The organism is Streptomyces sp. NPDC051109, assembly GCF_044455885.1.
Classification (GTDB): Bacteria; Actinomycetota; Actinomycetes; order Streptomycetales; family Streptomycetaceae; genus Streptomyces.
The window spans coordinates 343982-370136 of record NZ_JBITFF010000005.1; the positions used below are offsets into that span (position 1 = coordinate 343982).

Annotated in this window: 23 protein-coding genes; 16 read left to right on the top strand and 7 right to left on the bottom strand. The window is 71.6% G+C overall.

Annotated elements, in window-relative coordinates:
* Positions 1-6 precede the first annotated feature (6 nt).
* Together ilvC and serA are read left to right on the top strand one after the other, a co-directional pair.
* Positions 7-1008 (top strand): ketol-acid reductoisomerase, encoded by a 1002-nt coding sequence (gene ilvC / locus ACIBAD_RS12700; protein ID WP_134070941.1) that lies wholly within the window; start codon positions 7-9, stop codon positions 1006-1008.
* 272 nt (positions 1009-1280) lie between these two features.
* Positions 1281-2870: a phosphoglycerate dehydrogenase gene (serA, locus tag ACIBAD_RS12705; RefSeq protein ID WP_134070939.1), complete on the top strand. Its 1590-nt coding sequence runs from the start codon at positions 1281-1283 to the stop codon at positions 2868-2870.
* A gap of 110 nt (positions 2871-2980) precedes the next feature.
* Here serA and ACIBAD_RS12710 read toward each other — a convergent pair whose 3' ends face one another.
* A complete protein-coding gene (locus tag ACIBAD_RS12710; RefSeq protein WP_134070937.1) occupies positions 2981-4507 on the bottom strand; it encodes an MFS transporter in 1527 nt (508 codons plus the stop codon).
* A gap of 102 nt (positions 4508-4609) precedes the next feature.
* Between ACIBAD_RS12710 and ACIBAD_RS12715 the strand changes: the two genes are divergently transcribed.
* Entirely contained in the window at positions 4610-5203 is a 594-nt protein-coding gene (locus ACIBAD_RS12715) for a TetR/AcrR family transcriptional regulator (RefSeq protein ID WP_134070934.1), read from the top strand.
* 71 nt (positions 5204-5274) lie between these two features.
* Here ACIBAD_RS12715 and ACIBAD_RS12720 read toward each other — a convergent pair whose 3' ends face one another.
* Complete coding sequence (locus tag ACIBAD_RS12720; RefSeq protein WP_134070932.1) at positions 5275-6414, bottom strand: helix-turn-helix domain-containing protein; 1140 nt, start codon at positions 6412-6414, stop codon at positions 5275-5277.
* 200 nt (positions 6415-6614) lie between these two features.
* Between ACIBAD_RS12720 and ACIBAD_RS12725 the strand changes: the two genes are divergently transcribed.
* Positions 6615-7541, top strand: coding sequence for a proline dehydrogenase family protein (locus tag ACIBAD_RS12725; RefSeq protein WP_134070930.1), 927 nt, complete (start codon positions 6615-6617; stop codon positions 7539-7541).
* 31 nt (positions 7542-7572) lie between these two features.
* Entirely contained in the window at positions 7573-9204 is a 1632-nt protein-coding gene (pruA, locus tag ACIBAD_RS12730) for an L-glutamate gamma-semialdehyde dehydrogenase (RefSeq protein ID WP_134070928.1), read from the top strand.
* Between the two features lie 88 nt (positions 9205-9292).
* Here pruA and ACIBAD_RS12735 read toward each other — a convergent pair whose 3' ends face one another.
* Positions 9293-10219: a zinc-binding alcohol dehydrogenase family protein gene (locus tag ACIBAD_RS12735; RefSeq protein ID WP_398906308.1), complete on the bottom strand. Its 927-nt coding sequence runs from the start codon at positions 10217-10219 to the stop codon at positions 9293-9295.
* Positions 10220-10307: 88 nt separating this feature from the next.
* On the opposite strand from ACIBAD_RS12735, the gene ACIBAD_RS12740 reads away from it, so the two are divergent.
* Positions 10308-10739, top strand: a complete 432-nt coding sequence (locus ACIBAD_RS12740) for a MarR family winged helix-turn-helix transcriptional regulator (RefSeq protein WP_398906310.1) — start codon at positions 10308-10310, stop codon at positions 10737-10739.
* 3 nt (positions 10740-10742) lie between these two features.
* On the opposite strand, the gene ACIBAD_RS12745 is transcribed toward ACIBAD_RS12740, so the two are convergent.
* Positions 10743-11444, bottom strand: coding sequence for a nitroreductase family protein (locus ACIBAD_RS12745; RefSeq protein ID WP_398906312.1), 702 nt, complete (start codon positions 11442-11444; stop codon positions 10743-10745).
* Positions 11445-11521: 77 nt separating this feature from the next.
* Here ACIBAD_RS12745 and ACIBAD_RS12750 point away from each other — a divergent pair, with 77 nt between their 5' ends.
* Positions 11522-12067 carry a GNAT family N-acetyltransferase gene (locus ACIBAD_RS12750; protein WP_134070922.1) on the top strand — a complete coding sequence of 182 codons (546 nt, stop codon included), beginning with the start codon at positions 11522-11524 and terminating at the stop codon, positions 12065-12067.
* A 112-nt stretch (positions 12068-12179) separates the two neighbouring features.
* Here ACIBAD_RS12750 and ACIBAD_RS12755 read toward each other — a convergent pair whose 3' ends face one another.
* Complete coding sequence (locus ACIBAD_RS12755) at positions 12180-14207, bottom strand: phosphocholine-specific phospholipase C (RefSeq protein ID WP_398906314.1); 2028 nt, start codon at positions 14205-14207, stop codon at positions 12180-12182.
* Between the two features lie 119 nt (positions 14208-14326).
* The gene (locus ACIBAD_RS12760) at positions 14327-15343 is read right to left on the bottom strand and encodes an NADP-dependent oxidoreductase (RefSeq protein ID WP_398906316.1); all 1017 of its coding nucleotides are present in this window, start codon (positions 15341-15343) and stop codon (positions 14327-14329) included.
* A gap of 101 nt (positions 15344-15444) precedes the next feature.
* Here ACIBAD_RS12760 and ACIBAD_RS12765 point away from each other — a divergent pair, with 101 nt between their 5' ends.
* From ACIBAD_RS12765 to ACIBAD_RS12785, 5 genes are all read left to right on the top strand, one after another.
* A complete protein-coding gene (locus tag ACIBAD_RS12765) occupies positions 15445-16356 on the top strand; it encodes a LysR family transcriptional regulator (RefSeq protein ID WP_134070915.1) in 912 nt (303 codons plus the stop codon).
* 261 nt (positions 16357-16617) lie between these two features.
* Entirely contained in the window at positions 16618-16746 is a 129-nt protein-coding gene (locus ACIBAD_RS12770) for a hypothetical protein (RefSeq protein WP_266625109.1), read from the top strand.
* A gap of 97 nt (positions 16747-16843) precedes the next feature.
* Positions 16844-17884, top strand: a complete 1041-nt coding sequence (locus ACIBAD_RS12775; protein WP_134070913.1) for a 3-isopropylmalate dehydrogenase — start codon at positions 16844-16846, stop codon at positions 17882-17884.
* 242 nt (positions 17885-18126) lie between these two features.
* Positions 18127-19212 carry a branched-chain amino acid aminotransferase gene (locus ACIBAD_RS12780; protein ID WP_134070911.1) on the top strand — a complete coding sequence of 362 codons (1086 nt, stop codon included), beginning with the start codon at positions 18127-18129 and terminating at the stop codon, positions 19210-19212.
* Between the two features lie 388 nt (positions 19213-19600).
* Positions 19601-20035 carry a hypothetical protein gene (locus ACIBAD_RS12785; RefSeq protein ID WP_134070909.1) on the top strand — a complete coding sequence of 145 codons (435 nt, stop codon included), beginning with the start codon at positions 19601-19603 and terminating at the stop codon, positions 20033-20035.
* 82 nt (positions 20036-20117) lie between these two features.
* Here the strand turns inward: ACIBAD_RS12785 and ACIBAD_RS12790 are convergent, their stop codons facing one another.
* Positions 20118-21563, bottom strand: coding sequence for a cytosine permease (locus ACIBAD_RS12790; protein WP_398906320.1), 1446 nt, complete (start codon positions 21561-21563; stop codon positions 20118-20120).
* 156 nt (positions 21564-21719) lie between these two features.
* On the opposite strand from ACIBAD_RS12790, the gene ureA reads away from it, so the two are divergent.
* The 4 genes from ureA to ACIBAD_RS12810 all read left to right on the top strand — a co-directional run bounded on the left by ureA (position 21720) and on the right by ACIBAD_RS12810 (position 25912).
* Positions 21720-22445 (top strand): urease subunit gamma, encoded by a 726-nt coding sequence (ureA, locus tag ACIBAD_RS12795; protein WP_398906322.1) that lies wholly within the window; start codon positions 21720-21722, stop codon positions 22443-22445.
* Positions 22446-22492: 47 nt separating this feature from the next.
* The gene (locus ACIBAD_RS12800) at positions 22493-24175 is read left to right on the top strand and encodes an urease subunit alpha (protein WP_134074372.1); all 1683 of its coding nucleotides are present in this window, start codon (positions 22493-22495) and stop codon (positions 24173-24175) included.
* A 61-nt stretch (positions 24176-24236) separates the two neighbouring features.
* The gene (locus ACIBAD_RS12805; RefSeq protein ID WP_398906324.1) at positions 24237-25274 is read left to right on the top strand and encodes an agmatine/peptidylarginine deiminase; all 1038 of its coding nucleotides are present in this window, start codon (positions 24237-24239) and stop codon (positions 25272-25274) included.
* 29 nt (positions 25275-25303) lie between these two features.
* Positions 25304-25912, top strand: a complete 609-nt coding sequence (locus ACIBAD_RS12810; protein WP_134070905.1) for a TetR/AcrR family transcriptional regulator — start codon at positions 25304-25306, stop codon at positions 25910-25912.
* The last annotated feature ends 243 nt before the right edge of the window (positions 25913-26155 follow it).

Here is a 26155-nt window from a genome sequence, read left to right on the forward strand (position 1 = left end):
ATCCCAGTGGCCGAGCTGTTCTACGAGAACGACGCCGACCTGTCCATCATCCAGGGCCGCAAGGTCGCGGTCATCGGCTACGGCAGCCAGGGCCACGCCCACGCGCTGTCGCTGCGTGACTCCGGCGTCGACGTCGTCGTCGGCCTCAAGGAGGGCTCGAAGTCCAAGGCCAAGGCCGAGGAGCAGGGTCTGAAGGTCGTCTCCGTGTCGGAGGCCGCCGAGTGGGCGAACGTCATCATGATCCTCACCCCGGACCCGCTCCAGGCCGAGATCTACGAGGAGTCCATCAAGGACCACCTCAAGGAGGGCGACGCGCTCTTCTTCGGCCACGGCTTCAACGTCCGCTACGGCTTCATCAAGCCCCCCACCAACGTCGACGTCGCCCTGGTCGCCCCGAAGGGCCCGGGCCACCTGGTCCGCCGTCAGTACGAGGAGGGCCGCGGCGTTCCGTGCATCGCCGCCGTCGAGCAGGACGCCACCGGCAAGGCCTTCGACCTCGCGCTCTCGTACGCGGCCGGCATCGGCGGCACCCGCGCCGGCGTCATCAAGACCACGTTCACCGAGGAGACCGAGACCGACCTGTTCGGTGAGCAGGCCGTCCTCTGCGGTGGCGCCTCCGCCCTGGTCAAGGCCGGTTTCGAGACCCTGACCGAGGCCGGCTACCAGCCGGAGATCGCGTACTTCGAGTGCCTGCACGAGCTGAAGCTCATCGTGGACCTCATGTACGAGGGCGGCCTGGAGAAGATGCGCTGGTCGGTCTCCGAGACCGCCGAGTGGGGCGACTACATCACCGGTCCCCGCATCATCACCGACGCCACCAAGGCCGAGATGAAGCAGGTCCTGGCGGAGATCCAGAGCGGCGAGTTCGCCAACACCTGGATGGCCGAGTACAAGGCCGGTCTGCCGAAGTACAACGAGTACAAGAAGGCCGACGAGGCCCACCTGCTGGAGACCACCGGCAAGAAGCTGCGCAAGCTCATGAGCTGGGTCGACAGCGACGAGAGCTGATCCGTACGCGAGGGGGCCGGGGCGATGAGCCCCGGCCCCGCCGCGCACGACGGGCCGCATCGGACCGCTCCGCACGCAGGGCTTGTCCACCCTGGCCAACCCCGGACGGGTGATCCTTCCGGACAGGCGGAATCCAGCACGGAATCCGCCACTACACTGCTCAACACAACGCGTCAGGCCCACAGTGTCGTGCGTCTTCCACGCGGCTACCCCCTCCACCGCCTGCGGCCGTCGGGACGGCCGTCCGCACTGGACTTGTGAGGATGACCCACGTGAGCTCGAAACCTGTCGTACTCATCGCCGAAGAGCTGTCGCCCGCCACCGTCGACGCGCTCGGTCCGGACTTCGAGATCCGGCACGTCAACGGAGCCGACCGCGCGGAGCTGCTCCCCGCGATCGTGGACGTCGACGCCATCCTGGTGCGCTCCGCGACCAAGGTCGACGCGGAGGCCATCGCCGCCGCCAAGAAGCTGAAGGTCGTCGCGCGCGCCGGTGTCGGCCTCGACAACGTCGACGTCTCCGCCGCCACCAAGGCCGGCGTGATGGTCGTGAACGCCCCGACCTCCAACATCGTCACCGCCGCCGAGCTCGCCTGCGGCCTGCTCGTCGCCTCGGCCCGCAACATCCCGCAGGCCAACACCGCCCTGAAGAACGGTGAGTGGAAGCGGAACAAGTACACCGGCGTCGAGCTCAGCGAGAAGACCCTCGGTGTCGTCGGCCTCGGCCGCATCGGCGTCCTGGTCGCCCAGCGCATGTCGGCCTTCGGCATGAAGATCGTCGCGTACGACCCCTACGTACAGCCCGCGCGCGCCGCCCAGATGGGCGTCAAGATGCTGACGCTGGACGAGCTCCTCGAAGTCGCCGACTTCATCACCGTGCACCTGCCCAAGACCCCCGAGACCCTCGGTCTCATCGGGGACGAGGCCCTGCACAAGGTCAAGCCGTCCGTCCGCATCGTCAACGCCGCGCGCGGCGGGATCGTGGACGAGGCCGCGCTGTACTCGGCCATCAAGGAGGGGCGCGTCGCCGGCGCCGGCCTCGACGTGTACGCGAAGGAGCCCTGCACGGACTCCCCGCTCTTCGAGCTCGACCAGGTCGTCTGCACCCCGCACCTCGGCGCGTCCACGGACGAGGCCCAGGAGAAGGCCGGCATCGCGGTCGCCAAGTCGGTGCGCCTGGCGCTCGCCGGCGAGCTCGTACCGGACGCGGTCAACGTCCAGGGCGGCGTCATCGCCGAGGACGTCCGTCCGGGCCTGCCGCTCGCCGAGAAGCTCGGCCGCATCTTCACCGCCCTCGCGGGCGAGGTCGCGGTCCGCCTCGACGTCGAGGTCTGCGGCGAGATCACCCAGCACGACGTCAAGGTGCTGGAGCTCTCCGCCCTCAAGGGCGTCTTCGAGGACGTCGTCGACGAGACGGTCTCCTACGTCAACGCCCCGCTGTTCGCGCAGGAGCGCGGTGTCGAGGTGCGCCTGACCACCAGCTCGGAGTCCCCGGACCACCGCAACGTGGTGACCGTGCGCGGCACCCTGTCCGACGGTCAGGAGGTGTCGGTCTCCGGCACCCTCGCCGGCCCGAAGCACCTGCAGAAGATCGTAGGCATCGGCGAGTACGACGTGGACCTGGCGCTCGCCGACCACATGGTCGTGCTGCGTTACACCGACCGCCCCGGCGTGGTCGGCACCGTCGGCCGCGTCCTCGGCGAGGCCGGCCTGAACATCGCGGGCATGCAGGTCGCCCGTGCGGAGGCGCACGGCGAGGCGCTCGCCGTCCTCACCGTCGACGCGGAGGTGCCGGCGAACGTCCTCGCGGACATCTCCGCCGAGATCGGCGCGGTCTCCGCGCGCACCGTCAGCCTCGGCTGACCCGCACGACACGACACGAAGAAGGGCCTGGGGAGACCCCGGGCCCTTCTTCGTGTTCCGCTTCCGCTCCGCCCGGCCGTACGGGGATCAGCCCGCGGGGCCGGGGTCTGCTAGGCGGGCTCCGCGATGGGCTCCTCGCCGGGGTGTGCCGCAGGGGCCCCGACCCCCCGCAGCAGGCCCGCGGCGAGCAGGGCGGCCGCCAGCAGCAGGGCCGTACCGCCCCAGGCGGCGTACTGCATGCCGTGGACGAAGGCCTCCCGGGCCAGGGCCAGTACCTGCTCGCCGGCGTCGCCGCCCAGCTGCCGGGCGGCGGCGACGGCGCCGCCCAGGGTCTCCCGGACGGCGGGCTCGGCGCCCGGCAGGTCGGAGCGGTACACGGCGGTGCCGAGGCTGCCCAGGACCGCCATGCCGAGCGCGCCGCCGAACTCCTGGCCGGTCTCCAGCAGGGACGCGGCCGAGCCGGCCTTCTCCGCAGGGACCGCGCCCAGCGCCATGTCGGAGACCAGGGACATCACGGTGACGATGCCGGAGGCCAGCACGCCGGCGCCGGTCAGCAGCAGCCACAGGGAGTCGCTGCCGACGAGGCCGATCAGGGCGAACCCGGCGGCGGCGAGGACGAAGCCGCCGGCGATGACGTACGCCCGGTCGGTCTTCTGTGCCAGGGCCGCGCTCACCGGGGCCGCGGCGCCGATGAGGAGCGAGGGCGCGAGGCTCCACAGGGCGGCCTCCAGCGTGCCCATGCCGAGCACCGACTGCAGGTACTGGGTGGTGAAGTAGGCCGAGCCCATCATGGCGAAGGCCGCGATGGTGTTGAGGGCGATGCCCGCGCCGAATCCGCGGCCCCGGAAGAGGGCCCGGCCGACCATGGCGTCGTCACGGGTGCGCTGGCGGCGGACGAAGACGGAGCCGAAGGCCAGGCCGACGACGACGCAGACCAGGTGGAGCGGCTCCAGGCCCTCGGCGGCGATCTCCTTGAGGCCGTACACCACAGGGAGCACGGCGGCCGTCGACAGCGGCACGCTCAGCAGGTCGAAACGGCCGGGCGCCGGGTCCTTGAACTCCGGGACCAGCACCGGGACGAGGACCAGCAGGAGCAGCATCGCGGGCACGTTGATCAGGAAGACCGAACCCCACCAGAAGTGGTTCAGCATCACGCCGCTCATCACCGAGCCGAGGGCGATGCCGCCGGTCATGGCCCCGGACCAGATGGCGATGGCCCGGCCGCGCTGCCGGTCGTCCTGGAAGAGGTTGCGCACGAGCGCCAGCGTCGAGGGCATCAGGGTCGCGCCTCCGATCCCGAGCAGCACGCGGGCCGCGATCAGCATTTCGGCGCTGGTGGCGTAGGCGGCGCAGACGGAGGCGAGCCCGAAGGCGGTCGCGCCCATCAGCAGCAGCTTGCGGCGGCCGATCCGGTCGCCGAGCGAACCCATGGTGATGAGCAGGCCGGCGAGGGCGAAGGCGTAGCTGTCGAAGATCCAGAGCTGCTGGGTGGCGCTCGGGTCGAGCTCGCGGGTGATCGCCGGAATGGCGAAGTAGAGGACGGAGACGTCCATCGAGACCAGGAGCAGGGGCAGCAGGAGGACGGTGAAGGCGATCCATTCCCGGCGGCCGGCCTGACGTGCGGCGGGGTTCGTCATGAGCAGCAATGTACAAGCGTCATAAACGCTTGTCTAGTACGAGTGTATGGGACGGTTGTCTGTGACTGCTGTCTGGGACGGTCGTCTTGATACGGTGAACACATGGGACACCGTGAAGATCTGCTCGAAGGCGCCAAGAAGTGCCTGGCCGAGAAGGGTTTCGTGCGGACGACCGCGCGCGACATCGTCAACGCCTCCGGCGCGAACCTGGCGTCGATCGGCTACCACTACGGCTCGAAGGACGCCTTGCTCACGCAGGCGTTCATCGCGATGGTCGAGGAGTGGGGCGACTCCTTCACACCGGACGTGACGGGTGAGGGCGGCTCGCTCGAACGCTTCCGCTCGGTTTGGGACGGCATGATCGGACAGCGCGATCGGGCGGCCCCGGTGTGGGCGGCGAGCCTGGAGATCGCGATGAACCGCGACCGGCTGCCGGAACTGCGGGAGATGGTGGTGTCCTCGGAGGGCGAGGGGCGCAAGGGGCTGACCGAGATGTTCACGGGCATCCCGGAGGGGCAGCTCGAAGAGCGGGACATCCGGACGCTCGGCGGCCTGTACCAGGCACTGGTCGCCGGGATGATGGTGCAGTGGCTGTACAGCCCCGAGAACGCCGTCACCGCCGAGGAGTTGACGGAGGGAATGCGGCGCGCCGCGGAGATGATGGTGAAGGGCACGGGCGCCGCCGACCCGGCCTGAGCGCGGGCGCCGCGCGTACGCAGGATGCCGGCGCCGCGCCGCCCGCGTACGAGGCGCGCCCGCACCCGCGTTCAGCCGTACAGGCGGGCCGCCTTGAGGGCCATGTGGAGCAACAGGCGGTCCTCGCCCTCGTCCAGGTCCAGGCCGGTCAGCTGCTCCACCCGGGCGAGCCGGTAGTACAGGGTCTGGCGGTGGATGCCGAGGGCCGCCGCGGCGCGGCCCGCCTGGCCCGCGCAGTCCAGGAACAGTTCGGCGGTACGGGCGAGTTCCCGGTGCGCCGGCCCGAGCAGGACCCGGGTCGCCGGGTCGCCCGCCGGGTCGGCTGCCGCCAGGGCCGCCAGCATCCGGTAGGGGCCGATCGCCGACCACTGGGCCACCGGGCCGAACCGGGGCTGGGCCGCGGCGGCCTGAGCCGCCGCCGAAGCCTGCGACCAGGCGTCGGCCAGGGCGGCCGGCCCCTGGCGGGGCTCCGCGATCCCCGCGGTCGCCGCGCCGCCCGCCAGCAGCCGGGTCGCGACGCCGACGGCGGGGGCGAGCACCTCCGCGGAGCGGAGCCGGACCAGGACGGCGAGCGCCTGGCCGGCCCCGTGCCCCGGCCGGGGGGCCGTGCACACCGCCGCCGCGCCCGGTACCGACGCCGGCACCTCGCCGGACCACGGCTCCACGCACACCACCGCGTGCAGCCCGTCACCCCCCGGTCCCAGCGCCAGCCGGAGCGCGGCCACCGCCATGTCCTGCTGCCAGCCCTTCCCGGCCGTGAGCACCGCCCGGAACTCCCGGGACAGGTCGGCCCCCGCCTTCGCCTCCTCGGCGAGCAGGATCCCGATGCGCTCGGCCACCTCCATGGCCGCCGCCAGGGCGTCCGGCCCGGGGCCGGGCTCCTGGTCGAGGAGCCACACGTACCCCTGCACGATGCCGCGGTACCGGACCGGCAGGCAGATCCGCCCCCGGAAGACCCCCGCGTCCGGCGCCGCCGGGATCCGCACCGGCCCCGTGGCCCGCGCGATGCCGAACCCCTCGAACCAGGCCCGCACGGCCGCCGTCGACTGCCGGGTCAGGATCGAGCGGGTGCGTACGGGGTCCATCGCGAGGTCGTCGTCGCTGTCGTGCGCGCCGAAGGCGATGAGGCGGAAATCCCGGTTCTCCAGCGTCGCCGGGGCGCCGAGGAGCGCCGAAATCTCATCCACCAGGTCCTGGTAATCGCCCTTCACCCGGACATTCTCCCACCCGGAAAGCCGGTCTTCAGACAGATGTATGAGATCGGGGACACGGATGCGTGACAGCTGTCGATGGCAGAGGATCAAAGCGATCCTTAGGTTTCACGGTGGTTTTACTTGCGTTTTCCTTACGGCCCCGCCCACCCCCCCGCGCGGACCGTATGCCTGCTTCTGCCACCTGTTGGAGGTGCCCCGTGCTGGGTCCCGCGATCCTCGCCGCTTCGCGCAGCGACAAGATGCGCCGAATCGTCTCTGCCGCCCCGGTGACCAAGCCCGTGGTGAACCGGTTCATCCCCGGTGAGACGGTCGACCAGGTCATCCCGATCGTCGTGGACCTCACGGAGAAGGGCCTGGAGCTCACGCTCGACGTGGTGGGCGAGGACATCACCACCGTGGAGCAGTCCCACGCCGCACGTGACGCCTACCTCGAACTCATCGAGCACCTGGCCGGCCTGGGCCTCGGCGAGAAGGCCGAGATGTCGGTCAAGCTGTCGATGTTCGGCCAGGCGCTGGAGGGTGGCCACGAGCTCGCGCTCGCCAACGTCCGCCCGGTCGTCGAGGCCGCCGCGGCCATCGGCACCACCGTCACGCTGGACGCCGAGGACCACACCACCCTCGACTCGATGTTCGCCATCCACGAGGAGCTGCGCCGGGACTTCCCGCAGACCGGCTGCGTGATCCAGGCGTACCTCTTCCGCACCGAGGCCGATGCCCGCCGCCTGGCCGCCGCAGGCAGCCGCGTGCGGATCGTGAAGGGCGCCTACAAGGAGCCCGCCGAGGTCGCCTACCAGGACAAGGCCGAGATCGACAAGGCGTACGTCCGCATTCTGAAGACGCTGATGGAGGGCGAGGGCTACCCGATGATCGGGTCGCACGACCCGCGCCTGATCGCCATCGCGCAGGAGCTCGGCCGCAAGGCAGGGCGCAAGCTGGACGAGTACGAGTTCCAGATGCTGTACGGCATCCGCAGCGAGGAGCACCTGCGCCTCGCCGCCGAGGGCCACCGCATGCGCGTCTACACCGCGTACGGGACGGACTGGTACGGCTACTTCATGCGGCGCCTCGCCGAGAAGCCGGCCAACCTCCTGTTCTTCCTCCGCTCGATGATCACCAAGAACTAGCCAAGAACCAGGTCAAGGAGTTACCAGCCCCATGGATGCTGTGACCCAGGTCCCCGTGCCGGTCAACGAGCCGGTCCACTCGTACGCGCCCGGCACCCCGGAGCGCGCGCGCCTCGAAACGCAGCTGAAGCAGCTGTCCGAGAACCCGATCGACCTGCCCATGACGATCAACGGCGTCAAGCGGATGGGCGGCGGCGAGCGTTTCGACGTCGTGCAGCCGCACGACCACAAGTCGGTCATCGGCACGTACGCGAACGCCACCCAGGCGGACGCCCAGGAGGCCGTCGACGCCGCCCTGGCCGCGGCCCCGGCCTGGCGCTCGATGTCCTTCGACGACCGCGCCGCGATCATCCTGCGCGCCGCCGAGCTGCTGTCCGGCCCGTGGCGCGAGAAGCTGGCCGCCTCCACCATGCTGGGCCAGTCGAAGACCGCGCAGCAGGCCGAGATCGACACCCCGTGCGAGCTCGTCGACTTCTGGCGCTTCAACGTCCACTTCGCCCGCCAGATCCTGGCCGAGCAGCCGGTCGCGAACTCCGCCGGCGTGTGGAACCGCAGCGACCACCGCCCGCTGGAGGGCTTCGTCTACGCGATCACGCCGTTCAACTTCACGGCCATCGCCGGCAACCTGCCGACCGCCCCCGCCCTGATGGGCAACGTGGTCGTGTGGAAGCCGTCGCCGACGCAGACGCACTCCGCGGTCCTCCTGATGGAGCTCCTGGAGGAGGCCGGTCTGCCGAAGGGCGTCATCAACCTGGTGACGGGCGACGGCATCGCCGTCTCCGAGGTGGCCCTGAACCACCCCGAGCTGGCCGGCATCCACTTCACCGGTTCGACCAAGACCTTCCAGTACCTGTGGAAGACGGTCGGCAACAACATCGAGAAGTACAAGTCCTACCCGCGCCTGGTCGGCGAGACCGGCGGCAAGGACTTCGTCGTGGCGCACCCGTCCGCGGACCGCGCCGTCCTGAAGACCGCCCTGACCCGCGGTTCCTTCGAGTTCCAGGGCCAGAAGTGCTCGGCGTCCTCGCGCGCCTACGTCCCGGCCTCGATCTGGAACGACGGCTTCAAGGAGGCCTTCGCGGCCGAGGTCGACGGCATCACGATGGGTGACGTCCGCGACCTGACCAACTTCATCGGCGCCGTCATCGACGAGCGTTCGTTCGCGAAGAACAAGGCCGCGATCGACCGCGCGATCGCCGACCCGACCTGCGAGATCATCGCCGGTGGCACGTACGACGACTCGGAGGGCTACTTCGTCCGCCCGACCGTCATCGCGTGCACCGACCCGGAGAACGAGGTCTTCACGACCGAGTACTTCGGCCCGATCCTGGCGGTCCACGTCTACGAGGACGCCGAGTTCGACGCGATGCTGGCCCAGATGGAGTCGGTGTCGGCGTACGCGCTGACCGGCTCGATCATCGCCGGTGACCGCTACGCGGCGGCGGACGCGATGGAGAAGCTCCGCTTCGCGGCGGGCAACTTCTACATCAACGACAAGTCGACCGGCGCCGTGGTCGGCCAGCAGCCGTTCGGCGGCGGCCGCGCCTCGGGTACGAACGACAAGGCGGGCGCCGCGTCGAACCTGATGCGCTGGACCTCGACGCGCTCCATCAAGGAGACGCTGGTCGCGCCGACGGACTACGCGTACCCGCACATGGGCTGATCCAGCCCCCTGCTGAACCCCGCCCCCGTTCCGGTACCCCCAAGTCCGGATCGGGGGCGGTTCCAGTTCCAGTCGTGCCCCCGTCCGGTCAGGGGATGAGGACCACCTTGCCGAGGTTGCGCCGCTCCTCGATCAGCGCGTGCGCCCGCGCCGCCTCGGCCAGCGGGACCCGGCCGTGCACGGCGGGGCGCAGCGAGCCGTCCGCGTACGCCTTCCACAGCTCGCGCCGCCAGCCCTCGTACACCTCGGGCCGGCCCTGCGCGACGGCCCGGATCTGGAAGCCGATCATCGAGGCGCCGCGCACCAGCAGTTCGTACGCCTCCACCGAGCCGCCGCCCGAGCCGTACGCCACGAGCCGGCCGCCCGTGGCCAGGGCCCGCACGGCGGGGCCGAGCAGCTCGCCGCCGACCCCGTCGAGCACCACGTCGTACGGGTCGCCCCAGGCGGCGGGTTCGCCGTACAGCACGACCTCGTCGGCGCCGAGGCCGCGCACGAAATCGGCCTTGTCCGGGCTGGAGACGGCGGCGACCAGCCGCCCCGCCCCGCGGGCCCGGGCCAGTTGGAGCGCGAGGCTGCCCACCCCGCTCGCGGCGGCCGTGACCAGTACGGACTCCCCGCGGCGGACCTGCCCGGCCTCCCAGGCGCCCCGGGCGACGAGCCCGCTGCGCACGAGCGCAACGGCGTCGACGGAGCTCGCCCCGTCGGGGACGGCGGAGGCGAAGGGGGCCGACAGGAGCGCGTACTCGGCGTACCCGTGGCCGAAGCACAGCCCGGTGACCCGGTCGCCGACGGCGAACCCCCGCACGCCCTCGCCGAGCGCGGCCACGGTTCCCGCGACCTCGCCGCCGAGCGGTAGCGCCCGGTCGCCCTCCCGCACCTTGCGCACGACGGGCAGCGTGACCCCGACGGCCTCGACCGCGACGAGCAACTCCCCGGGGGCGGGGACGGGCACGTCCGCTTCCTCGGCGAACAACACCTCGGGGCCGCCGTTGACCTCATGGCGGATGCGCAGCACAGGACCTCCCGGACCGGTCGGAATCCGTTGGGGATCCCAACGATATAGGAGATCGTAGGGAAGCCCAATGAATTGCTAGGCTGGGCTCATGACCTCGGCCCTCGCACACATCCAGGCCCTCCCGAGCTGGCTCGTCGGGCGGGTCGCGGAGCGCGGTCGCGGCCTGGTCGCCGAGGCGCTCGCCGCGGAGGGGCTGAAGCTCGCCCACCACGCGGTACTGGCGGCGACCGCCGAGTACGGCCCGGTGGCCCAGGCCGACCTCGGCCGCCGTCTCGGCATCGACCCCAAGGACCTGGTCGGGCTCCTCAACCACCTGGAAGGCGCCGGCCTCCTCCTGCGGGCTCCGGATCCGGCGGACCGCCGCAAGAACGCCGTCACCCTCACCCCGGCGGGCGAGGCCGCCCTCACCCGGTGCGCCGCCCTGGCCGAGACGGCCAACGCCGCGTTCCTGTCCCCCCTGACCCCGGCGCAGCGCGAGCAGCTGACGGACCTCCTGACCCGGCTGCACGAAGCCCCGTAGGGCTCAGACCACGGTCATGACCTGGTCCAGGGACTTTCGGACCAGGTCCGGGACCTCGCAGTCCTCCGCCGGATAGCCGACCGGGATGACCGCGAACGCCTTCTCGTTCTCCGGGCGGTGCAGGGCCTCCGAGAGGAAGCGCATCGGGCTCGGGGTGTGGACCAGGGCCGCCAGGCCGCTGAGGTGGAGGGCGGTCAGGAGCATGCCGACGGCGATGCCGACCGACTCGTCCACGTAGTAGTGCTTGCGCTTGGCGCCGTCCGGCCCCAGCCAGTAGCGCTGTTGGAAGACGACGAGCAGGGCCGGGGCGTCGGTCAGGTGGGTCTTGACGGCGTCCGTGCCCAGGGGGCGCAGGGCCGCCAGCCACTCCTCGCCGAGGCGGCCGTCGTACGAGAGCAGCTCCTCCCGCTCGGCGGCCTCGCGGATCCGCCGGCGCACCTGCGCGTCCTTGACCAGCACGAAGGTCCACGGCTGCTGGTGGGCCCCCGACGGCGCGGTCGCGGCGCACGCGACGGCGTCCCGGACGACCTGGTCCGGGACGGGGTCGGGGGAGAAGTGCCGCACGGTCCGCCGCTCGTCCAGGCGCTCCCTCAGCCACGCGGAGCGCGCGAGGGATTCGGCGCTCGGCAGCCGGTCGGGCCGGTAGGCGACGGGGCGGTACGGCTCTCCGTGGTTGGGGGTCCACTGTTCGGTATCGGGCGACATGGGCCGAGTCTGCCGAGGCGGGCCCGCCGGTGGACAGGAGCGTCCCGGTCGATTCGTGGCGGGGAGACACTGGTTCCATGACCGGTACGCGGACACGGCTCGCTCACACCTCGCAACTGGACCCCGGGACGCGGGAGCGGATCCGGGCCCTGCTCGACGCCGCCTTCGAGGGCGACTTCTCTGACGAGGACTTCGAGCACGCGCTCGGCGGCATGCACGCCCTGGTCCACGAGGACGGCGAACTCGTCGCCCACGGGAGCGTGGTGCAGCGCCGGGTCCTGTACCGGGGCCGGGCGCTGCGGGCCGGATACGTCGAAGCCGTGGCCGTACGGGCCGACCGGCGCCGCCGCGGCCTCGGCGGGCTGGTGGTGGGCGCGCTGGAGGGGGTCATCGAGCGGGCCTACGTACTCGGCGCCCTGTCGGCCTCCGCGGAGGGGGCCCGGCTGTACGAGGGGCGCGGATGGGCCGTGTGGGGCGGCCCGATCGGAGCCCTGTCCCCCGCCGGGCCGGTGCGGCTCGCCGAGGAGGAGGGCTCGACGTACGTCTGGTTCCCGCCCGGCGGGGTCCTGGAGGACCCCGCCGGACGGCTCGACTTCGACTGGCGCAACGGGGACGTTCTGTAGCCGGTTCGTCGGCCCGCCAGCCCGCCAGCCCGCCAGCCCGCCAGCCCGCCAGCCCGCCAGCCCGCCAGCCCGCCAGCCCGTCAGCCCGTCAGCCCGTCAGGCTTTCAGCGCGTCAGCCCGAGATGCTGGGCGTGCCCGTCTCGATGTGGCCCGTGTAGCGGCGCGACCAGGTGCCGTCGTTGTCCGCGAGGATCGTGAAGTCGTACCAGCCGTCGTTGTACGCGACCGCGTTGAAGTAGTCCTCGCGCGAGGAGTTCGCCGGGACGGTGTACGTCCACGGGCCGTCCGAGCGGTAGGCGTTCGAGCGGATCGTGAAGGTGACCGGCGCGGCCGACGTGTTCGCCATCTTGAAGTAGACCGCCGTCTTGCCCGTGCCCGGCTCCACCGCGAAGCGGGCCGCCACCTCGATCGCCTTGCCCGCCTTCGACGCGTCGCCGATGAACCGGCGCAGGAAGCGGTTGGGTCCGTACATCGAGATGTCGTACTTCCCGGAGCCGCTGCCGAATCCGATGTTGAAGTAGTCCGTCGCCGTCGCGCCCGGGTCCACGGTGTACTGCCAGGCCGCCGTGTCCCGGTACTGGTGCGGGTGGATCGAGAAGTGTGCCGCCTGCTTTGCCTGCGCGCCCTGGTTGGTCATCGAGAACCAGGCCAGGATCTTGCCGGCCGCGCCGAACTCGAAGCGGTCCAGGTTGCCGTTCACCTGGTACGGAAGGGCGCGCGCCGGGCGGGTTCCGGCCTCCTGCACCGGGAGCGCGTTGTCCTGCGGCGCCGGGTTGGGGAGCGGGCCGCAGGTCGACTGGCCGATGACCTTGGCCGTCGGGGGCAGTCCGGACGGCACCCCGTACACCGGGCGCGCGAAGTCGAAGACGCCGGTCAGATCGCCGGTCACCTTGCGGCGCCAAGCGCTGATGTTCGGGCAGTTCGCCGGGGTGCCGAGGGCCTCCGTCCACTTCTCCATGAACCGGAGCACCGAGGTGTGGTCGAAGACCTCCGAGCTCACCCAGCCGCCGCGGGTCCACGGGGACATGACGATCATCGGCACGCGGAAGCCGAGGCCGATCGGGGTGCCGTCGATGTACTCGCCCGGGGTGCCGGGCGGGGCGACGGGTGGCGGGACGTGGTCGAAGAAGCCGTCGTTCTCGTCGTAGTTGAGGAAGAGGACGGTGGAGTCGAAGACCTCGGGGTTCGCGGCCAGCGCCCGGTAGACCAGGTCCACGAAGTGCGCGCCGTCGCCGGGCGGGGCGTACGGGTGCTCCGAGAAGGCCTCGCTCGCCACGACCCAGGAGACCTGCGGCAGGGTGCCGGCGACGACGTCCGCGCGGATGGCGGCCGCGATGTCGTCGGGGGTGGATCCGGTGGCCTTGGGGACGGACCCCATGCCGCGGTCCCACAGCGGGTTGCCCGGCGCCGCGTCAGTGAACTTCTTGAAGTAGGCGAGCCCGTTGTCCCCGTAGTTGTCCTGGGCGTTCTGGTACACCTTCCAGCTCATGCCGGCTCGCTGGAGGGCCTCCGCGTACGTCTCCCAGGTCAGTCCGGACTCGTCGCCGCCGTCCTTGCTGCCCGCGTCGACCTTGCCGCTCCACAGGAAGGTGCGGTTGGGGCCGGTCGCGCTCAGCGTGGAGCAGAAGTAGGCGTCGCAGATGGTGTAGTTGTCGGCGAGCCCGTAGTGGAACGGTATGTCGCCGCGGTCCAGGTAGCCGAGGGTGCGGGTGTTGCCGACGCCCATGACCCAGTTGTCCATGCGGCCCTTGTTCCAGGCGGCGTGCTGGGAGGTCCAGCTGTGCGGGAGGTCGCCGTTGCACTGGGCGAGGGTCTCGCCGTCGACACCGCCGGCCGCGGGGGTGGAGCTGAGCTTCCACGGGTACTGGCGGCCGCCCCAGTTCGGCTGGTTGAACATGCCCCAGCCGCCCGGGATGTTGCCTGCGGCGCGGTCGCCGAAGCCGCGGACACCCTTCAGCTTGCCGAAGTAGTGGTCGAAGCTGCGGTTCTCCTGCATGAGGATCACCACGTGCTTCACGTCGGTGATCGTGCCGGTCGCGGCGGCAGCGGCCGCCGACGTCGGCGCGATCGCCGGCAGGGCGGCCCCGGCCATCAGCCCGGCGCCGATTCCCACGAAACCTCTGCGGCTGATCGGTGTCACTGGCTACTCGCCTCCAACTCAAGTGCCCCGCTGGCACATTGACGGAAAGAGTGGCGGGCGCCGGGCCAAAGGTCTACATCCGTGCGGTAAGAAGTCGGTGAACATCCGGTTGGCTGGATTCAGTCCCCGAGGCGGACGAGCGTTTTGCCCAGGTTGTCGCCGCGCAACATGCCCAGGAATGCGTCCACCGTGTGATCAATTCCCTGTACAACAGTGGTGTCCATGCCGATCCGGCCGCTCTGCAGGTGAGGGACCAGGAGGTCCTCCATCTCGTCCTGCAAATTGGTGTGATTGCGAACCAATACCCCTTCCAGACGCAACGACTTGTGCACGATCTCGAAGAGGTTGCGCGGCGCGGCCGGCGAGCGGTCCCCGTTGTACATCGAGATCCCGCCGACCCAGGCGATCCGCCCGTACTCGCGCAGCACGTCGATCGCGCCGGCCAGGTGCTCCCCGCCCACGTTGTCCACGTACACGTCGATGCCGTCGGGCGCGGCCTGCGCGAGCTGCTCGCCGACCGGACCGTCGTGGTAGTCGAACGCCGCGTCGAAGCCGAGCACGCCGGTGAGGTGGCGGACCTTCGCGGCCGAGCCCGCGCTGCCGATGATCCGGCGGGCGCCCAGCAGCCGCGCGATGTGCCCGGTCGCGGTGCCGACCCCGCCCGCGGCGGCCGAGACGAAGAGGTCCTCGCCCTCGCGCAGCGCCGCGGTCCGGGTGAGGGCGGCGTACGCGGTCAGGCCGGTGCCGCCGAGGATGCCCAGGTACGCCTCCAGCGGGACGCCCTCGTGGCCGCGCAGCTTCCGGGTGCCGTTCGCGCCGAGCGTGACGAGGGCGTGCGTACGCCAGCCCTCGCGGTGGAAGACCAGGTCGCCCTCGCGCAGCCCCGGGTCGCGGGAGGCGAGCACCCGGCCCACCGCGCGGCCCTCCAGCGGGGTGTTCAGCTCGAAGCCGCCCTCGCCGCCGTCCATCAGCCCGCGGTGGTACGGGTCCACCGAGAGCAGGAGGTTCTGTACGAGGGCGGTGCCCGCGGCGGGGGAGGGCACGGGGGTCGCCACGTACGCGAAATCGCTCGCGACGGGGAAGCCGGAGGGACGGGCGGTCAGATGGACGGCGTGGGCGGTGTGATCCGTGGTCATGGGGAGGACGCTAGGAAGGAATCACCGGCCCGGGCAGGGGGTTGCGCTCATGGAAGCCGCACATCCATGAACACTGCTCATAGAACGAGGTGGAAGCGCCCATGGCGGGAAGCGCGGGCGAGCTCGCCCCGCACGAACTCCGGATCCTGGTCGCCGTCGCCGAGACGGGAGGCTTCACCGCCGCGGCCGCCCGGCTCGGCCTCACCCAGTCGGCCGTGTCGCACTCGGTGCGCGGCAGCGAGGCCAAGGTCGGCGCGGTCCTCTTCGAGCGCGGGCGCGGCGGGGCCTCGCCCACCCCGGCGGGGGAGCGGGCCGTCGGCCTCGCCCGCCGGATCCTGCGGCTGTACGAGGTCCTCGGCGCGGAGGCGCGCGGCGCCGGCCGGACCGCGCCGGATCGGGACGCGGCGGAGGGCGTGCTGCGCGTCGCGGCGTTCCGCAGCGCGGCCCTGCACCTGCTGCCCCCGGCCCTGGAGCGGCTCACGGCCCGCCACCCCGGCATCCGCCCCGAGGTCCGGGTGGTGCGCGAGCTCGGCGCCGGTACGGCCGGAGAGGTGGCCGCGGGCCGCGCCGACCTCGGCATCGCGACGCTGGACGCGACCGGACCGGCGGCGCGGGACCAGGGAGGGACCGGCCTGCTGACCGGGGTGCTCCGGGAGGAGGCGTACTCCCTGGTCCACCCGGCCGGGCACCCGGACCCGAAGGCGCTGCCCCTGCTGGACTGGGACGAGAACTGCGGCTCGTACACCCGTGACTGGTGGCGGGCCCAGGACTGGATCCCGCGCGCCACCGTCAAGGCGGAGGACGACGGGATGGTGTTGACGATGGTCGGGCGCGGACTCGGCATGGCGATCCTGCCCGAGCTGTCGCTCCGCGAGGCCACGGACGCCGTGGACATCACCGGACTGGGCCCTTCGGGGCCGGTGAGACGCGTGGGATACGTCACCACGCCGGAGTCCGCCTCGACTCTCGCCGTACGGGCTCTGATCAGGGAACTTCGCTCCGAGAAGGCGTGAATCGGAGGCTCGTGGAGGGCCCTTTCGAGGCGCTGTCCGTCTCAGATAGTAGGAAGCCCGACTAATTGCGGAGACATACAACCGGAGCTGCCCTAGCTTTGTAGAAGCCGAACGTCTCGCCGATCCGGCGAATGGCGGTCGAGAGCGCGCGCCCTCGGGCAGGCAACCCCTGCCGCGCACCGCTCCCCGCCTCTTCCGGCGCCTTGAAGGAACCCCTCATCCGTGGCCCCGCCACGCCGTGATCTCAAGGAGTCGATCACCATGACCGCATCCACCGCAGCCCGCCGCGTCCGCCACTCCTCCACCGCCGACGCCGACCGCAAGAACGCCGCGGCCGCCCTCCAGCGCGCCCTCGACCGCCGGGACAACGGCGGCTCGACCGGCCACTGAACGGAACCCGGCGCCCCGGACGTCTTGCGCCTGCACCCTTGGTCCACATGGTGGACGCAAGATGTCTGAGGGCTGGGACAGGGAGTACGGTTCCGACATGTCGACCAGCATCAATCTCGCAGTGATCCCCGGTGATGGCATCGGCCAGGAAGTCGTGGCTCAGGGCCTCAAGGTCCTTACCGCGGTCCTGCCCCAGGATGTGAAGCTGGAGACCAAGGAGTACGACCTCGGCGCGCAGCGCTGGCACCGCACCGGTGAGACCCTCCCGGACGCGGAGCTGGAGGAGCTCAAGCACCACGACGCGATCCTGCTGGGTGCCATCGGCGACCCGTCGGTCCCGTCCGGGGTGCTGGAGCGCGGCCTGCTGCTGAAGCTCCGCTTCGCCTTCGACCACTTCATCAACCTGCGCCCGTCGAAGCTCTTCCCCAACACGGCCACCCCGCTCGCCGGCCGCCCGGAGATCGACTTCGTCGTGGTCCGCGAGGGCACCGAGGGCCCGTACACCGGCAACGGCGGCAGCCTGCGCACCGGTACTCCCGCCGAGGTGGCCACCGAGGTCAGCATCAACACCGCGTACGGCGTGGAGCGCGTCGTGCGCGACGCGTACGAGCGGGCCAACGCCCGTCCGCGCAAGAAGCTGACGCTGGTCCACAAGAACAACGTCCTCGTGTACGCGGGCCACATGTGGAAGAACATCTTCGACCGGGTCGGCCAGGAGTACCCCGAGGTCACCACCGACTACCTGCACGTCGACGCCGCGACGATCTTTTTCGTCACGCAGCCCGAGCGCTTCGACGTCATCGTCACGGACAACCTCTTCGGTGACATCCTCACCGACCTGGCCGCCGCCGTGACCGGCGGAATCGGCCTCGCCGCCTCCGGGAACATCAACCCCACCGGCACCTTCCCGTCCATGTTCGAGCCGGTCCACGGCTCGGCCCCGGACATCGCCGGCACCGGCAAGGCCGACCCGACCGCGACGATCCTCTCCGTCGCCCTCCTGCTGCGCCACCTCGGCTACGAGGCCCAGGCCGTCCGCATCGAGGACGCCGTCTCCGCCGACCTCGCGGAGCGCGACGGGACCTTCCGCAGCACCGATCGGATCGGCGACGCGCTCGCCGCCCGAGTAGCCGGCTGACCCGGCAGCTCCACCTCAGGAAGCCGCCGGGTCGCGCGCACGACGCACCCGGCGGCTTTTCCTGTGCGGCCCCGGGTGCCACCATCTCCCCTGGGCCGCATTCACTCCGCTTCACCCCGCTTCTCCGAAGGCACCTCGCGCGCGATAATCGAACGCGAGACCGCGGAATGCGGGGAAGCTCGGACGTCCTGGTACGCCGTGAGCGCGGTCCGCCCTACGAAACCGGTGAAGGACAAGCACTCATGACGACGCCCACGATCGAGCTCAAGCCCTCCTCGAACCCGCTGTCCGATGCGGAGCGCGAGGCGATCCTGGCCAGCCCCGGCTTCGGCCGCCACTTCACCGACCACATGGTGACGATCAAGTGGACCGAGGGGCGCGGCTGGCACGACGCCGAGCTGGTCCCGTACGCGCCGCTGTCGATCGACCCGGCGAACATGACCCTGCACTACGCGCAGACGATCTTCGAGGGCCTCAAGGCCTACCGCCAGCCCGACGGCACCGTCGCCTCGTTCCGCCCGCGGGCCAACGCGGAGCGCTTCCAGGCCTCCGCCCGCCGCATGGCGATGCCGGAGCTGCCGGCCGACCTCTTCATCGAGGCCTGCGACGCGCTCATCAAGCAGGACAGCGCCTGGGTGCCCTCTTCCGGCGAGGCCTCCCTGTACCTGCGGCCGTTCATGTTCGCGTCCGAGGTCGGCCTCGGCGTCCGACCGGCCAACGAGTTCCTGTTCATGGTCATCGCCTCGCCCGCCGGCGCGTACTTCCCCGGCGGCGTCAAGCCTGTCTCCGTCTGGCTCTCCGAGGAGTACGTCCGCGCCGTCAAGGGCGGCACCGGCGCCGCCAAGACCGGCGGCAACTACGCGGCCTCCCTCGTCGCCCAGGCCCAGGCCGCCTCGCACGGCTGCGACCAGGTGGTCTGGCTCGACGCCGTCGAGCACCGCTGGATCGAGGAGATGGGCGGCATGAACCTGTACTTCGTGTACGGCGACCGCATCGTCACCCCGGAGCTCACCGGCTCGCTCCTGCCGGGCATCACCCGCGACTCCCTCCTCACCATCGCCCGCGACCTCGGCTACACCGCCGAGGAGGGACGTATCTCCACCGAGGACTGGAAGCGGGACAACGAGAACGGCACCCTGACCGAGGTGTTCGCCTGCGGCACCGCCGCGGTCATCACCCCGGTCGGCTCGGTCAAGTCCGAGCGCGCCAACTGGACCCAGGGCACCGGCGAGCCCGGCGAGGTCACCATGAAGCTCCGCAAGGCGCTCCTGGAGCTCCAGACCGGCCGCACCGCCGACACCCACGGCTGGATGCACCCGCTGGGCTAGTCCGCGCAGAGCCGCTCACGACGAGGTCCCGGCCGGGAGGCCGGGGCCTCTCGTGCGTCCGGGCCCGTCCGCCGGACCCCGGGGGCAGGCGCCGCACCCGTGTTCGTGCCACCCGTACGGGGGTACGCCGGGAGTGCTCCGCACCGTCGCCCGCCTCCGGCGCGGCGGCCCTCCGAAGGCAGGGCGCGCGGGCCTCGGGGCCCCGCCCGCCCCCGGTGCCGGCGCGCAGGTCCGGCCCGTACGGAGATGCGCTGCACGGACCGGCGTGCGACGTTGATCGCGCCTGCCGATGCGGCGCCGGACACCGGCTCCGAGCGGCACGGCGCGCCCCCACCGGGGTGAATCTCACGTGCGTCGGCCGTCCGGGCCGACGGGAAGGCGGATCCCCATGAAGCGGTTCGTTGCCTCCGGCCTGCTCTGCGCGGCCGCGGTACTCGGCGCCTCGGCGTGCTCCAGCGACGACAACGCGACGCCGCAGGAGGCAGCCTCGTCGGCCAGCGCCGCGCTGTGCACCAACCTGGTCCAGTTGAAGTCGGACAACGCCGCGCTCAAGGCGCTGAATCCGGCCACGGCCACCAAGGACCAGCTGAAGTCGGCCTACGACGCGGTCCAGAGCGACTGGAAAAAGGTCAAGGAGAGCACCTCGGCCCTGAAGTCCGCCGAGAAGGAGGCCGTGACGTCGGCCGCGGAGGACCTGAAGAAGGCCTACGAAAACCTGCCCGGCGACACCACGGGCAAGGACGCGATCACCCAGCTCCAGCCGCAGATCCAGGCGCTGGACACCGCGGCCAACCAGGCGACGACCGCGAACAACTGCCGCTAGCGGGCGGCGGCGACGGCCGCGCGGGCCCCGGGGGGACGTCCCCCCGGGGCCCGCGCCGTGCACCGGTCCCCGGTGGCCGCCGTCAGTCGACGGAGACCGCCACCTTGCCCGCGGCGTCGCCGGCGGGCGCGGCCGCGCCCGCGCCCGTGCTCGCGGTCCGCAGCGTCAGGGCCGTGTAGACCAGGCCGCCGACCAGGCCGGACAGGACGAAGGAGCAGTCCACTCCGCCGGTCAGGGCGAGCAGCGGGCCCTCGTAGAAGGGGGTGGTCACGGCGAGCAGGCCGACTCCGGCGCCCACGGCCCAGGAGGCGGTGGCGGCCACGTTCCATCCTGCGCGGTACCAGTAGATCCCGCCCACCGAGCGGCGGTTGAAGACCTGGAGCGCGTCGGCGTCGTACTGCCCGCGGCAGCGCACGTGGCCGATGAGGGTGATCACGGCCCACGGGGTGCCGATCGCGGTCAGGAGCAGGACGAACGAGGTCATCGCGGACTGCACGTCCCACTCGAAGGAGCCGACGAAGACGAAAGCGGTGGCCACGGCGGCGGCGACCAGCGTGGCCTTGGCGCGCGTCGCCTTGGGCACGATGGCGTCGAGGTCGAGGCCCATGGAGTAGAGCATCAGCCCGGCGTTGCCCACCGAGCCGGCCGCGGCGGCGGCGAGCAACGGCAGCAGGTACCAGAACGGCGCGGCGTCCACGAGGGGCCCGGCGTAGTCGGTCCCGGCCTTGGCGGCGAGCGCGGTGTAGGTGCCGAACAGCTGCGGGATCAGGAGGCCGATCAGCAGGCCGAGGGCCGTGGACCAGAACACCTTGCGGGAGCCGTGCTCGCGGGGGGAGATGTAGCGGGTGTAGTCGCCGAGCAGGGTGATGAAGGCGACGGGCCCGCTGAGCCCGGCGGCGACGGCGGCGAGCAGCCAGGTCGGCCAGAAGGAGCCGAGCAGGTACGGGGTCTGCGGCGGGGCGGCGGTGGTGAAGTCGGGGGCGTAGGCCCAGAGGCCGACGGCGAGCAGGATCACCATGCCGACGGAGAGCACCTTGCTCATGCGCAGCAGCAGCCGGTAGCCGAAGACGGCCCCGACGACGGTACAGGCGGCCAGCACCCCGTACATCACGGCCCGCGACAGGCCGGTGTCCGGCAGTCCGGTGAGCCGGGACAGGACGCCGACCATGACGTCGCCGCCGATCCACAGGGTGAGGGCGGTGTAGCCGAGGGAGAGCAGGAGGCCGACGACCGAGCCGACGAGCCGGCCGCGGACGCCGAACTGGGCGCCGCTGGAGGTGGAGAGGTTGGTCGCCGTGCGCAGGGATACCAGCGCCAGCGGCGCGGTGAAGGCGATGCCGACGAGCGTGCCGGTCACGATGGCGGTGACCGAGGGCCACAGACCCAGCCCGAAGGACGGGGGCAGCCAGCCGAACACGATCACGCCGAGGCAGAGATTGGAGCCGAGCAGGATCGAGATCAGGTCACGGGGACCGCTCGTCCGCTCCTCCTCGGGGATGGTGTCGACTCCGCGCTGTTCGATGGGCATGGGGGGACTCCCTTGGCAGGGCGGGGGGTGGTTCGCATGTGTTTGAGCGACACTCAATGTGACCTAACCCCTGGTCCCAGGTCAATGCTTCATTGCCGAGAAATGAAGAGTTAGAGTGATGCTCTAACCCATCGACTCAAAAGGTGGTGGATCGGCGTGCGGCTGACCCCTACGGAGCGCGACCGGCTGCTGCTGCGCAGCGCCGCGGAACTGGCCAGGGCCCGCAGGGCCCGCGGCCTCAAGCTCAACGTCCCGGAGGCCACCGCGCTCATCGCGGACACGGTCTGCGAGGCCGCGCGCGACGGCAAGCGGCTCGCGGAGGCCATCGAGGAGGCCCGCAGCGTGCTGGGCCCGGCCGACGTGCTGCCGGGCGTCGCCGACGTGGTCACCGAGGTGCACGTGGAGGCCGTCTTCGACGACGGCTCCCGCCTCGCGGTGGTCTCGGCCCCGATCCGCGGCGCGGTGACGCTCGGCGAGGACGCCCCGGGAGCGGTCGTACCCGGCCCCGGCGCCCCCCAGCCGGAGCCGGCGCTGTACCTGCACGTGCGCAACACGGCCTCCGTGCCGGTGAGCGTCACCTCCCACTTCCACTTCTTCGAGGCCAACCCCCGCCTCGACTTCGACCGCGCCGCGGCCTACGGCATGCGGCTGTGCGTGCCCGCGGGCTCGTCCGTGCGGTTCGACCCGCACGGCGGGGCCGAGGTCGGCCTCGTCCCCATCGGCGGCGACCGCGTCGCGATCGGCTTCGCCGGACTGGTCGACGGGCCCCTGGACGCCCCCGGGGCCAAGGACGAGGCCCTGCGCCGCGCCGCGGCCTGCGGCTACCTGGGTACGGGACCCGGCGCCCCGGCGAACGACTCGGCAGACGGAGAGCAGGCGTGAGCAAGCAGACCAGGCACAGCGACCACTGTGCGCCGGGCAGCCGGCACATCGACCCCCACGAGTACGCCTCCGTCTTCGGCCCCCGCGCCGGCGACCGGGTCCGGCTCGGCGACTCCGGGCTCACCGTCCGGGTCGAGCACGACGCCCAGAAGCCCGGCGACGAGTTCCTGGCCGGCTTCGGCAAGACCGCCCGCGACGGCCTGCACCTCAAGGCCGCCGCCGTCCGCGAGACCTGCGACGTCGTGATCAGCAACGTCCTGGTCATCGACGCCGTCCTCGGCATCCGCAAGGTCTCGATCGGCATCCGCGAGGGCCGCATCCACGCGATCGGCCGGGCCGGCAACCCGGACACCCTCGACGGGGTGGACGTCGTGGTCGGCACCGGCACGAGCATCGTGTCCGGCGAGGGCCTGATCGCCACCGCCGGCGCCGTCGACACCCATGTGCACCTGCTGTCCCCGCGGGTCATGGAGGCCTCGCTCGCCGCGGGCGTCACCACGATCATCGGCCAGGAGTTCGGCCCGGTCTGGGGCGTCGGCGTCAACTCGCCCTGGGCGCTGAAGCACGCGTTCAACGCCTTCGACGCCTGGCCCGTCAACATCGGCTTCCTGGCCCGCGGCTCCTCCTCCGACCCGGCCCCGCTGATCGAGGCCCTGGCCGAGGGCGGCGCCTCCGGTTTCAAGGTCCACGAGGACATGGGCGCGCACACCCGCGCCCTGGACACCGCCCTGCGGGTCGCCGAGGAGCACGACGTCCAGGTCGCCCTGCACAGCGACGGCCTCAACGAGTGCCTGTCGGTCGAGGACACCCTGCGCGTCCTGGACGGGCGCACCATCCACGCCTTCCACATCGAGGGCTGCGGCGGCGGACACGTCCCCAACGTGCTCAAGATGGCCGGCGTGCCGAACGTCATCGGCTCCTCCACCAACCCCACCCTGCCCTTCGGCCGGGACGCGGTCGCCGAGCACTACGGCATGATCGTCTCCGTCCACGACCTCAAGCCGGACCTCCCCGGCGACGCCGCCATGGCCCGCGACCGCATCCGCGCGGGCACCATGGGCGCCGAGGACGTATTGCACGACCTGGGCGCCATCGGCATCACCTCCTCCGACGCCCAGGGCATGGGCCGCGCCGGCGAGACCATCCGCCGCACCTTCGCCATGGCTGCCAAGATGAAGGGCGAGCTCGGCCCGCTCGAAGGCGACGGCGAGGGCGACGACAACGCCCGCGTCCTGCGCTACATGGCCAAGCTGACCATCAACCCGGCCATCGCCCACGGCCTGGCCCACGAGATCGGCTCCATCGAGGTCGGCAAGCTCGCCGACATCGTGCTGTGGCGCCCTCAGTTCTTCGGCGCCAAGCCCCAGCTGGTCCTCAAGTCGGGCTTCCCCGCCTACGGGGTCACCGGCGACCCCAACGCGGCCACCGACACCTGCGAACCCCTGGTCCTCGGACCGCAGTTCGGCTCGTACGGTGCCACCGCCGCCGACATCTCCGTCGCCTTCGTCTCGTCCGCCGCGGCCGCCCTCGGCAGCGACGAGATGCCGACCCGCCGCCGCCGCGTCGCCGTCCGCGGCACCCGCGGCATCGGCCCCGGGAACCTCCTCCTCAACTCCCGGGTGGGCGCGGTCGATGTGGACGCGCGCAGCGGTCTCGTCACCCTCGACGGAGACCCGCTGCGCTCGGAAGCGGCCGAATCGGTCTCCCTCAACCGCCTGTACTTCCTGTGATGCGGCACCGCCCGCACATCAGCACGGCCCGTACGTCGCACAGCCTCTAAGGACCCCTGCCATGACTGCAAAGCCCACGGACCACGGCTTCCGGATGCCCGCCGAGTGGACGCCCCACGAGCGCACCTGGATGGCCTGGCCGAGCCCCAACCCGACCTTCACCAATGAACAGGAGCTCGCCGAGGCCCGCGAGGCCTGGGGCGCCGTCGCCCGCGCGGTGCGCACGTACGAGCCCGTGACCCTGGTCGTCTCGCCCGGTGACGCCGAGAACGCGCGCGCACACGTCGGCGACGACGTACAGCTGGTGGAGCGGGAGCTCGACGACGCCTGGATGCGCGACATCGGCCCGACCTTCGTCACGAACGAGGCCGGCGAGCTGGCCGCCGTGGACTGGACCTTCAACGGCTGGGGCGCTCAGGAGTGGGCCCGCTGGGAGCACGACTCCAAGATCGCCCGGCACGTCTCGGACCTCGCCGGCACCCGTACGTTCAGCACCCGGCTGGTCAACGAGGGCGGCGCGATCCACGTCGACGGCGAGGGCACCGTGCTCCTCACCGACACCGTGCAGCTGGGTGCCGGGCGCAACCCCGAGTGGACCCGCCAGCAGGTCGAGGAGGAGATCCACGCCCACCTCGGCACCACCAAGGCCATCTGGCTCCCCTACGGCCTGGCCGGCGACTACGGAACCTACGGCACCCAGGGCCACGTGGACATCGTCGCCGCCTTCGCCCGCCCCGGCCTGGTGATGGTCCACACCCAGCCCGACCCGGCCCACCCGGACCACGAGCGCTGCAAGACCATCGCCGCCATCCTGCGCTCCTCCACCGATGCGCGGGGACGGCGGCTGGAGGTCGTGGAGATCCCGGCGCCGACCGTGCTGGAGGAGGGCGGGGAGTGGGTGGACTACTCCTACATCAACCACTACCTGTGCAACGGCGGCGTGGTGCTGTGCTCGTTCGACGACCCGCGCGACGAGGAGGCCGCCGAGATCTTCCGCGACCTGTTCCCCGAGCGGACCGTGACGCTGGTTGACGCACGTACGATTTTCGCCGGGGGTGGCGGTATCCACTGCATCACCCAGCAGCAGCCGAAGGTCTGACCTGCGGCGGATCGACGAAGGAGTGGCCCATGGCGGCGGGTGGAGTGCGCGCGGTACGGAAGAACGCGCCGCCGCGCGAGGACGTACTCGTCGCCGCCATGGCCACGATCGCCGAGCGCGGCCTGGAGGGGCTGACCATGGCCGGGCTGGGCCGCCAGGTCGGCATGAGCAGCGGCCACCTCCTCTACTACTTCGGCAGCAAGGACGAGCTCCTGCTGCAGACGCTGGAGTGGAGCGAGGCGGCCCTGGGCGCCAGGCGCCGGGCCCTGCTGGCCCGCCGCGGCCCGGCGCGCGAGCGGCTCCAGGCGTACGTGGACCTGTACGTGCCCGAGGAGGCCCGGGATCCGCACTGGACGCTGTGGCTGGAGGTCTGGAACCGCTCGCAGAACGCCGGCCCGCGGGAACGCGAGCGCCAGGCCGCCATCGAGGGCGCCTGGCACCGCGACCTGGTGGCCCTGCTCGCCGAGGGCATCTCGCGCGGGGAGTTCCGGACCGTGGACCCGGACCGCTTCGGCGCCCGGCTGCGGGCCCTGCTCGACGGGTTCAGCATCCAGGTCGCCGTCGGCCTGCCCGGGATGGAGCGGGCGGACATCCTGGCCCACGTCTCGGAATTCCTTGACGAGGCTCTCGTATCGTGAGACGCGCTGCTCTTGCGGTGAGACGGTGTGACACACTGCGGACGTGCCTGCTCACCTCATGATTATGGACAGCAGCGCGCCGGTCCGCAGGGGCCGCTGAACCGTGGAAGAACTCCGCGGAAGCGGCCCCAGTGCCCCAGACCCGCGCGCAGACCTCTCGCACCCGCGAGGGGTCTTTTCGTTTCCCGGCTCCATTCCTGCCGGGAGCGGGCCGCGCGCGATGATGGGGGCAGTGGAGGCGGC

Excerpts from the sequence above, each read along its gene's own strand:
- ACIBAD_RS12760 (WP_398906316.1), bottom strand. The coding sequence starts at position 15,343 with ATGACCACGGATCACACCGCCCACGCCGTCCATCTGACCGCCCGTCCC.
- ACIBAD_RS12740 (WP_398906310.1), top strand. The coding sequence starts at position 10,308 with ATGACCTCGGCCCTCGCACACATCCAGGCCCTCCCGAGCTGGCTCGTC.
- ACIBAD_RS12810 (WP_134070905.1), top strand. The coding sequence starts at position 25,304 with ATGGCGGCGGGTGGAGTGCGCGCGGTACGGAAGAACGCGCCGCCGCGC.
- ACIBAD_RS12750 (WP_134070922.1), top strand. The coding sequence starts at position 11,522 with ATGACCGGTACGCGGACACGGCTCGCTCACACCTCGCAACTGGACCCC.
- pruA (WP_134070928.1), top strand. The coding sequence starts at position 7,573 with ATGGATGCTGTGACCCAGGTCCCCGTGCCGGTCAACGAGCCGGTCCAC.
- ACIBAD_RS12790 (WP_398906320.1), bottom strand. The coding sequence starts at position 21,563 with ATGCCCATCGAACAGCGCGGAGTCGACACCATCCCCGAGGAGGAGCGG.
- ACIBAD_RS12745 (WP_398906312.1), bottom strand. The coding sequence starts at position 11,444 with ATGTCGCCCGATACCGAACAGTGGACCCCCAACCACGGAGAGCCGTAC.
- ACIBAD_RS12710 (WP_134070937.1), bottom strand. The coding sequence starts at position 4,507 with ATGACGAACCCCGCCGCACGTCAGGCCGGCCGCCGGGAATGGATCGCC.
- ACIBAD_RS12765 (WP_134070915.1), top strand. The coding sequence starts at position 15,445 with ATGGCGGGAAGCGCGGGCGAGCTCGCCCCGCACGAACTCCGGATCCTG.
- ACIBAD_RS12805 (WP_398906324.1), top strand. The coding sequence starts at position 24,237 with ATGACTGCAAAGCCCACGGACCACGGCTTCCGGATGCCCGCCGAGTGG.
- ACIBAD_RS12785 (WP_134070909.1), top strand. The coding sequence starts at position 19,601 with ATGAAGCGGTTCGTTGCCTCCGGCCTGCTCTGCGCGGCCGCGGTACTC.
- ACIBAD_RS12715 (WP_134070934.1), top strand. The coding sequence starts at position 4,610 with ATGGGACACCGTGAAGATCTGCTCGAAGGCGCCAAGAAGTGCCTGGCC.
- ACIBAD_RS12780 (WP_134070911.1), top strand. The coding sequence starts at position 18,127 with ATGACGACGCCCACGATCGAGCTCAAGCCCTCCTCGAACCCGCTGTCC.
- ACIBAD_RS12775 (WP_134070913.1), top strand. The coding sequence starts at position 16,844 with ATGTCGACCAGCATCAATCTCGCAGTGATCCCCGGTGATGGCATCGGC.
- ACIBAD_RS12770 (WP_266625109.1), top strand. The coding sequence starts at position 16,618 with ATGACCGCATCCACCGCAGCCCGCCGCGTCCGCCACTCCTCCACCGCC.